The organism is Gemmatimonas sp. (assembly GCF_044376735.1).
In the GTDB taxonomy this organism is placed as follows: Bacteria; Gemmatimonadota; Gemmatimonadetes; order Gemmatimonadales; family Gemmatimonadaceae; genus Gemmatimonas.
On sequence record NZ_JBILKJ010000030.1, the window covers coordinates 23,091 to 31,247 of the forward strand.

Here is an 8,157-nt window from a genome sequence, read left to right on the forward strand (position 1 = left end):
CGTTCCCGCCGACGCGGTGCCGCCGGCGCTACATCGCGGTCTTGACCGTGTTGCCGAGGGTGAAGCGCGCCAGCCATTCGTACTCGCGCTTCATGCGGTCCATCTGGTGATAGTACTCGGTGAAGCCGTGCCCTTCGCGCGGATAGAACACCAGCTCCGTGGTCTTGCCGCGATCCTTGAGCGCGCGGTAGAACTCCATGGGCTGACCGATCGGCACGCGCTCGTCGTTGCCGCCGTGCAGGATCAGCAGCGGCGTGGTGACCTTATCGCTGTAGCTGATACCTGAGCGCTCGAGATACTTCCGGATGTTCGCGTTCACGATGGAGCCGTCGTACTGCGGATCGCCGAAGAAGGTGTTGATGTATCCCGGAATATCCGTGGTGCCGGCCATCGACAGCAGCGACGGGAGGCCGGCGCCCATCATGGCAGCCTTGAAGCGCCCGGTCTGCGACACCACCCACGACGTCATGTAACCGCCGTAGCTCCACCCTTCGAACGCCATGCGCGTGGAGTCGGCGATGCCGCGCTTGATGAGATCATCGACGCCGGTCATGATGTCGCGATAGTCGCCGCCGCCCCAGTCGCCGGTATTGGCGTGCATCCACCACTCGCCGTAGCCGGTGGAGCCGCGTGGGTTCGGATAGAACACGGCCCAGCCGCGTGCGGCATACGTCTGCCCGGGGCTGGTGCCGGCCTTGAATCCGTTGGTGTGCGCGCCGGTCGGCCCGCCGTGCGCCGAGACCACGAGCGGCACCTTCGTGCCGTCGCGATACCCCACCGGCAGCAGCAGCACGCCTTCCACCTCGCGGCCGTCCTTCGACTTCCAGGTGATCACGCGCGACGCCCCGAGGGCGCGTTCACCGAGCCACGCGTTGGTGGTGGTGATGCGCGTGGGCGCGGCCCCGCCGTTCTGCACGTACACTTCCGCTGGCAGGTCGGGCGTATCGAGCACCATCGCCAGCGCGCTGCCGTCGCGGTTCGGTGAGAGTCCCTGCACCACGACGTCCTTCGTGCGCTTGCTGTAGCTCTTGCTCGCCAGGTCGTACGCGTAGAGTGACGTCCACACGCGATCGCTGGCGGTGAACCACAGCTGCTTGCCATCGGGGGACCAGCGCGGCGCACCCGGGCTCACGTCGAAATCGGCGCGGGCGTGATTGGTGATGGCGCGCGTGGCGAGATCGAAGGTGACCAGCCGCGCGTTCCGCAGCGTGCGCGGCATGATGCCGTCCTTGTGCGGCGCCATTTCGTGCGGCAGCATCGTGAACGCCAGCGTCTTGCCATCGGGCGAGAACTGCGGCGCCGACTCCGCGTCGTTGGTGGTCGTGATCGCATCGAGGGCCAGCGACGCCACGTCCACCACGTACGCGTTGCCGCGCTCATCGCGGATCATCGGCGTGGGCGACGCGCGGAAGCCCAGCTTCCGGCCATCGGGCGACCAGTTCGGCACGCCGCTCACGGTGTAGGCCCCCGAGGTGACCTTGGTGGCCTGTCCCGAGGCCACGTCCACCACCCAGAGGTGATTCAGACGGAAGTCGCCCTCGTACACCTTGGGATCGTCCCGGCGGCGGATCTTCGCTTCCTGCTCGCGCGTGAGCGAATCGGTGGTCACGATCGCGATGCGCGCGCCATCGGGCGACCACACGTACGACGACACGCCATCGCGCACCGTGGTGAGCTGGCGCGACTCACCGCCGTCCGCCGGCAGGAGCCAGAGCTGCGGCTTCGGGGCATCATCGCCGGTGCCCGTGCCGCGCGCCGCCACAAAGGAAATCGTGCGCCCGTCGGGCGACCATTGCGCCTGCGCTTCGCCACGCTCACCGAAGGTGAGCTGGCGCGGCGCGCCACCCGCGGCCGGCACCATGAACACATGCGAGCGACGTTCGTGACGATCGCCGAGCGCGGTGTCCCCCTTGGCGTTCGGATGCTCCCACGCACTGATGGTGTAGAGCACGCGGGCGCCGTCGGGCGCCATGGCCACGCCGCCGACCGACTTGAGACGCATGATGTCGCTTTCGTCGAGTCCCTTGGACTGGGCGAGCGCGAGCGACGGCAGCGCGAGCGACGGCAGCGCGATGGCCGCCGCGAGCAGCGCTGACGGACGGAAGCGAAGCGATAGGGGCGGGTGTGCGATGGCCATGGCTGTGCGGGTGCGTAAGGGGAACGGGTCGTGACCCGCTAAGAAACGCGCCCGCCACCGGCCTCCGCAAGAGTCGGCGTGAGCGGCGGCCGGGCCGTATCGCGAGGCGAGGGCCACGGCGGCGCCCCGAGGTGGCGGCACGGCACTCGGTGGCCGTGGAGCGCACTAGCTTGCAGCAGGGTGCTGGCCGTGCGCGTCGCGCGCGTCCCGCCCCATTTCCCGAAAAGGAGCCGCTCGATGTCCGATCCGAATTCGTTCACCGCGGAGCACCGCTCTTTTGAATGGGAACTGGTCCACAAGTACGAGGAGCTGTCGCTGCCCGCGTCGGCCTGGAACGAGAGTACGCTCGCGATTGTGGCGGGGTGGTATGCGAAGAACCTGCCCAGTGAGCAGGCGGAAGCGCGGTACGAGAAGTCGTATCATCGCAACCGACGTCGGCTCACGAATCGATTGGATCCGGCCTCGGTGGACACGGCCGCGATCGAAGCGCTCGACGGGATCTGGGAGTCGTTGCTGACGCGGGTGCTGCAAGCGAAGAAATAGGGCATGGCCCTGACCGCCACGTTGTGACGGTTGGGGCCAGTTCGCATGGGCAGACGCGTGGCACCCCTTGCTACACCGATCGCCAATGTCGATTCTGCACGGTGACCGACTGCCCGCGATTCGCACGATGGTGATGACACTGCACCGTGAGCAATGCCCGTTCCCGACCTTCCAACAGACCTCGTGAATAGTTCGCTGGAGCAGGAGGCCGATCGCGTCGCGCGCGCCTCCGCGGCGCAGGTACTCGCGTGGGTACGTGGGCACGGCCCCGTGCCGGCGCCGCACAGTGTGGCGCGACTGGCGCACGACGCCATCCAGTCGCTTCGCACCGAGCGCGAACTGGCCCTGGCGGATCGGCGCAGCCGCACACCAGCGGACAAGACGCCCGCGATGCCGTCCAGCATTCTGGCCGCGCTGCTCGATCCGGCGCTCGTCGATCTGCGTCATCACGATGTCGTGCGTCTGGCGTGCACGCCGGCGCAGTACTTCGTGGCGTTCGACCCGGATGCTGACGCACTCGTGTCGTGGGAGGCGGGCGATCCGAGCCGGGTGCGGCGATGGACGCCATCGTCGTGTCGCGCCGACAGGCAGTTGGCGGGGCTCATTCGCGCGGGACGCTCGGCGCGCTACCCGTGGCCGTATCCGGACGTCCCCATGTACGCGGGCGCCGGCGGGGATGACCGGCGGACCATCGCCGATTGAATCGACCCGCGGGGACGCGGTGTCGGCGCCCGTGTGAAGGTGGGTGGTCTGCCGGAGTGAAGTGCGGCCCGCTGACGTGATGCAACACCAAAACCAGAACGCGCCGCACCGACCTGAGTCGTTGCGGCGCGTTCGGTATTGCCCCTCTCGGGGTCGAACCTAGAACCTTCCGCGTCAGAGTCGAATCGCGAAGTCCGACGACGGCGCCACATCGCGATGTACACCAAGGTGCTTGTCGATTCGAGCAAGCTTGCGGTGGGCGCGAGCGGCTTTCTGGCTGTTGCTCGCGGGCTGGAGTGTCGCCCGACTCACTCCTTCCTCGTCGCGAGTCAGGCTCAACGTGCGAGTTCCGCGATGCGCTCGCGAATACGTACGAGCACGTTCGGCAGCCGCTGCGCATCCGGGAACGTCCCGTCAAGCACATCGTAGAACCATGGCGCCACGAGCAGCATCCGGGCGGAGTCGGCGATGAATGTGCGTACGTTCAGCGAGAGCGGCTGTAGCTCGCGCGCGAGTTCGGGGCGCCCCGCAATGAGCATCAAGAGGTCCTCGAGATCATGGCTACCGTACGGGTCGTCACGACCACGGTCGCTAAACGCCTCCCACTTGGTCGCGAGAAGCGCTGCCGGGTGAGCGGCACGGATCACGACGCCAGCAGTCAGGTCCACCGAAACGGCGGTGTCCATGACCAGCGGGTACCATTGGTTGCTGAATCCGAGGATTTCTCCGTCGAGTGGCATGGCGTCGAGCACCAGACCCTCAGTCGAGCGATAGCGGCACACCGGTGCACCGGGTGATTGATCCGTATGGAACCCGAGCGCGTGGAGTCGCTGTGCGAACTCATGATAGGCATGTCGCGTGCGGCACTCGACAACGACATCGACGTCGTCGGTGGGACGCATGCGATGCAGGCCGCGGTCAGTGATGAAGAACGGCACCATCTGTCCGCCGACGAAGACGACGTCGTTCAGGAGTCCGCCGAGCGCGAGGGCGGTGCGCCGAACCTGCGGCGCGTTGGGATGATCGAGGTGGATGATCACGCCGCCGAGCCGAGTCGCTGCCGGAGGTAGTCTCGGGCGCGCTGTCGTTCGCGCGCGCGGCCTGCGCGTAAGGCGTCTACCAGCGCGAGGAGCTCGTACAGGGCTGGATTCGTGGTTGCCGTGTGCACGGCTCCCGCATACAGCGGTTCGAGCGATTCACCGCGAACGCGCCCCTCGGCTGACGGCCAGACATAGGCGTTGGCACCGGTGAAATCGACCGCGAGCGGCGGTGCGGCGTGCGCCGTGGGCACACCCCGCACCTCGGCTCCCGGCGTGGCGGCAAACGCGTACGGGACGCCGCCGAGCAGGAACTCGAGGAGCGCCTCCGTCTTCACTGCGCGCGAGCCCGCGCGAAGCAGCCGCGCGGCCTGCAAACGCCGAACGGCGTTGTGCGCCTCGCCATGCGAAATGCCCACGGCCGCCGCTAACTCCCGGTAAGGCACGTCGGGAGTGAGCGAGAGCTGGAGGGCGACGGCGACGTCAGCGGGCTTGAGCGTCACAACAGGCTCCGTGTTCAGTGTTCATGAACAGTGGACGCATCGTCGTACCGTGTCAACCATCAACGAGGAATCAGACGTGGATCCCGGCTCGAGGTGAACGAGGAATCCGGCCTACTCGCCTCGAAAGCACAAGCGCCGCCGTTCACGGAAGTGACGGCGGCGCTTGGTATTGCCCCTCTAGGGGTCGAACCTAGAACCTTCCGAGTCAGAGTCGGACGCTCTGCCAGTTGAGCTAAGGGGCAGCTGGCCCCCAACAGGCCCAAGCCCATTGGAATCCAAAATATAGAGCACTCACGGCTGGATGGTAGTGCCTTCGGCTCCGTCCTTCTCGGCACCGAGTATCGCCAGCATCAGGGCAGCGACGTCGACCTCGAGCGGCTCCGCAGCGCCCGACGGGTTCCACTCCAACCGAACCGCACAGATCTCCGGCCGGTCCACGTCCGGCGTCCACCGTTCGATCAGCTGCGAGTCCAGGTCAACCAGCCAACACTCGATCGCCGCGCGCTGATACCGCGGCCGCTTCCGCAGCCGATCGGCCCGCGCCGTGCTCGGCGACAACACCTCGACCGCGAGATACGGCGGCGGCGGGGCCACCTCCCCTCGCACGACATCGAGGCCCACCGGCGCAATCACGAGTACGTCCGGCTGCATCAGCGTAAACGGATCCAGCACCACGTCGTACGGCGAGAACATCATTTCGCCCACGCGCTGGCGCTGCACATACTCGCCAAGCATGAGCCCGAGTCGGGAGACCGCGCGCTGATGCGCGAACCGCGGCATCGGGCTCACCAGCAGCTCCCCGTCCACGGTCTCGTAACGTTGGTGCGGATCGTCCGGCAACGCCCAGACGTCCTCCACCGACCAGCGACGCTCATGCGCGATTGGCATGCCCATAGTTTGCTCGGCTCTCGGCGGTTTTGGCAACTCGGCAGCAAAACATTCATGACCCAACGTGCAACGGGGGCGACGGAACGCCGTCACCCCCGTTACGCGTGCGCCAGCAATCGAACTCAGGCGCGTTTCACTTCCTTCGCCCAGCTATCCCGCATTCCCACGATCCGGTTGAACACCAGCTTCTCCGGAGTGCTGCTCTCCACTTCACTCATGAAGTAGCCGGTGCGCTCGAACTGATAGCGCGACCCGATCGGGTCGTTCGCCACGCTCGGTTCGATCTTGGCATCGGCGATCACCACCAGCGATTGCGGATTGAGCGTCGAGATGAAGTCCTGGCCCTCGGGCACGGCGTCGGGATCGGGCTGTGAGAACAGGCGGTCGTACAGGCGCACTTCGCACGACAACGCCTGCGCCGCGCTCACCCAATGAATCGTGCCCTGCACCTTCCGGCCGTCGGGCGCCTGACCGCTGCGCGTGGCGGGGTCGTACGTGCAGCGCAACTCGATCACCTCGCCCGCCTCGTTCTTCACCACCTCGTTGCAGGTGATGAGATAGCCGAAGCGCAAGCGCACTTCCTTGCCCGGTGCCAGGCGATAGAACTTCTTCGGCGGATCTTCCATGAAGTCGTCGCGATCCACGTACAGCTCACGCGAGAACGGCATGCTGCGCGAGCCGGTTTTCGGTACGTCGTGCGGGAAGCTCGGCGCCTCGAGATCCTCGACCAGGTCCTCGGGATAGTTCGTGAGGACGACCTTGAGCGGATTGAGCACGCACAACACACGTGGCACCTCCGTGTTCAGATCGTTGCGAACCGCATGCTCGAACGCCGCGATCTCCACGCGCGCATCCTTGCGCGCCACCCCGATCGTGTCGCAAAACTCGCGAATGGCCTCGGGACGCACGCCACGACGACGCAGTCCCGCAATGGTGGGCATGCGCGGATCATCCCACCCGGTCACGTGGCCTTCGTTCACCAGCCGCAGCAGCTTGCGCTTGCTGAGAATGGTGTAGTCGAGTTCGAGCCGCGCGAACTCGATCTGGGTGGGCGGGTTCTCGAAACCCGCTTCCTTCACCAGCCAATCGTAGATCTCGCGGCTGTCCTTGAACTCCAGCGTGCACAACGAGCGTGTGATGCCTTCAATGGCATCGCTGAGTCCGTGCGCGAAGTCGTACAGCGGGTAGATGCACCAGTCGTTGCCGCGGCGATAATGATGCGCGTGACGAATGCGGATCAGCAGCGGATCGCGCATGATCATGTTGACGTGCGCCAGATCGATCTTGGCGCGCAGCACGTGCGTCCCGTCGGCGAACTCACCGGCCCGCATGCGACGCAGCAGGTCGAGGTTTTCTTCGACCGAACGATCACGATAGGGGCCCGGCGTGCCCGCCGACGTCACCGTGCCACGTCCCGCGCGGATCTCTTCTTCGTTCTGCGAGTCGACGTACGCCTTCCCCTTGAGCACCAGCGCTTCGGCGATCTCGTAGAGCTTCTCGAAGTAGTCCGACGCGTAGAACAGGTTGTCCCACTGGAACCCCAGCCACCGCACGTCGCGCTGGATCGCCTCCACGTAGCGCACGTCTTCCGTGGCCGGGTTCGTGTCGTCGAAGCGCAGGTTGCAGGTGCCCCCGAACTCTTGCGCAATGCCGAAGTTCAAACAGATCGACTTGGCGTGTCCCATGTGCAGGAAGCCGTTCGGCTCGGGCGGGAAACGCGTAGCGGGACCACGGCCGAAATGGCCGGTCGCAACGTCGTCGGCCACCATTTCGCGAATGAAGTCGCGACGCGGGGCGGCCAGGGATTCAGAACCGGCTTCAGGAGCGGAGTCAGACACGGCGGATACCGAGAAGTGCAGCGTTCAATGGGCCTCACGAATCGGGAAAAGTAATCGGCGACGGCCGCTTGCCGTGCGGGGCGTTCCCCCTGAGTGTTCTGCGGTGTACTGGAATCGCATGCGCATCCTCCCGCGAACCGTCACGGCGCGCCTACCCTGGGCTCGGCGGGCTATGGCCATCGCTTTCGCCGTAGCGCCGGCCTTCGCACTTGGTGGCTGCCGGGCGGCCACGCTGGCCTACGGCCCCGACCTTGCCGCCGCCAAGGCGAACGCCGATGCCTTCGCCGCGGCCATCCAGACGCGCTTCACGAACGTGGTGCGGACGCCGAAGTTCAGGACGGCACGCATGCGTATCGCGCGTTATGCCTTCGCGCCGTCGAAGCTGGCGAACGACAGCGCGCTCTGGACCGGCATGCGGACGACCCGCACCGGTGCCGACCGCGATCTCGAGGTGCACGGGGGACTCAGCGCCACCCAGTACGTCTTCACGGCGCGCCCGGCCGTACCGC

Annotated in this window: 8 protein-coding genes and 1 tRNA gene; 3 read left to right on the top strand and 6 right to left on the bottom strand. The window is 66.4% G+C overall.

Going from position 1 to position 8,157, the window contains the following annotated elements:
• Positions 1 to 28: 28 nt before the first annotated feature.
• On the bottom strand, positions 29 to 2,137 hold the full coding sequence (locus ACIRA7_RS07025) for a prolyl oligopeptidase family serine peptidase (protein WP_396220137.1): 2,109 nt from the start codon (positions 2,135 to 2,137) through the stop codon (positions 29 to 31).
• Between the two features lie 237 nt (positions 2,138 to 2,374).
• Between ACIRA7_RS07025 and ACIRA7_RS07030 the strand changes: the two genes are divergently transcribed.
• A complete protein-coding gene (locus tag ACIRA7_RS07030; RefSeq protein ID WP_396220138.1) occupies positions 2,375 to 2,680 on the top strand; it encodes a hypothetical protein in 306 nt (101 codons plus the stop codon).
• A gap of 183 nt (positions 2,681 to 2,863) precedes the next feature.
• Entirely contained in the window at positions 2,864 to 3,382 is a 519-nt protein-coding gene (locus ACIRA7_RS07035) for a hypothetical protein (protein ID WP_396220139.1), read from the top strand.
• A gap of 335 nt (positions 3,383 to 3,717) precedes the next feature.
• Here ACIRA7_RS07035 and ACIRA7_RS07040 read toward each other — a convergent pair whose 3' ends face one another.
• The 5 genes from ACIRA7_RS07040 to ACIRA7_RS07060 all read right to left on the bottom strand — a co-directional run bounded on the left by ACIRA7_RS07040 (position 3,718) and on the right by ACIRA7_RS07060 (position 7,648).
• The gene (locus ACIRA7_RS07040; protein ID WP_396220140.1) at positions 3,718 to 4,422 is read right to left on the bottom strand and encodes a hypothetical protein; all 705 of its coding nucleotides are present in this window, start codon (positions 4,420 to 4,422) and stop codon (positions 3,718 to 3,720) included.
• Positions 4,419 to 4,922 carry a hypothetical protein gene (locus ACIRA7_RS07045; protein WP_396220141.1) on the bottom strand — a complete coding sequence of 168 codons (504 nt, stop codon included), beginning with the start codon at positions 4,920 to 4,922 and terminating at the stop codon, positions 4,419 to 4,421. Before ACIRA7_RS07045 ends, ACIRA7_RS07040 begins: the two co-directional genes overlap by 4 nt.
• 169 nt (positions 4,923 to 5,091) lie before the next feature.
• Positions 5,092 to 5,164, bottom strand: a tRNA-Gln gene (locus tag ACIRA7_RS07050).
• A 49-nt stretch (positions 5,165 to 5,213) separates the two neighbouring features.
• Positions 5,214 to 5,810, bottom strand: coding sequence for a Uma2 family endonuclease (locus ACIRA7_RS07055; RefSeq protein ID WP_396220142.1), 597 nt, complete (start codon positions 5,808 to 5,810; stop codon positions 5,214 to 5,216).
• 122 nt (positions 5,811 to 5,932) lie between these two features.
• On the bottom strand, positions 5,933 to 7,648 hold the full coding sequence (locus tag ACIRA7_RS07060) for a glutamine--tRNA ligase/YqeY domain fusion protein (protein ID WP_396220143.1): 1,716 nt from the start codon (positions 7,646 to 7,648) through the stop codon (positions 5,933 to 5,935).
• A 172-nt stretch (positions 7,649 to 7,820) separates the two neighbouring features.
• Here ACIRA7_RS07060 and ACIRA7_RS07065 point away from each other — a divergent pair.
• Positions 7,821 to 8,157: hypothetical protein (locus ACIRA7_RS07065; protein WP_396220144.1), on the top strand; the 337-nt coding region annotated here is incomplete at its 3' end.

Bases quoted from the DNA above. Each gene is read 5' to 3' on its own strand.
- ACIRA7_RS07025 (WP_396220137.1), bottom strand. From the start codon at position 2,137: ATGGCCATCGCACACCCGCCCCTATCGCTTCGCTTCCGTCCGTCAGCG.
- ACIRA7_RS07055 (WP_396220142.1), bottom strand. From the start codon at position 5,810: ATGCCAATCGCGCATGAGCGTCGCTGGTCGGTGGAGGACGTCTGGGCG.
- ACIRA7_RS07030 (WP_396220138.1), top strand. From the start codon at position 2,375: ATGTCCGATCCGAATTCGTTCACCGCGGAGCACCGCTCTTTTGAATGG.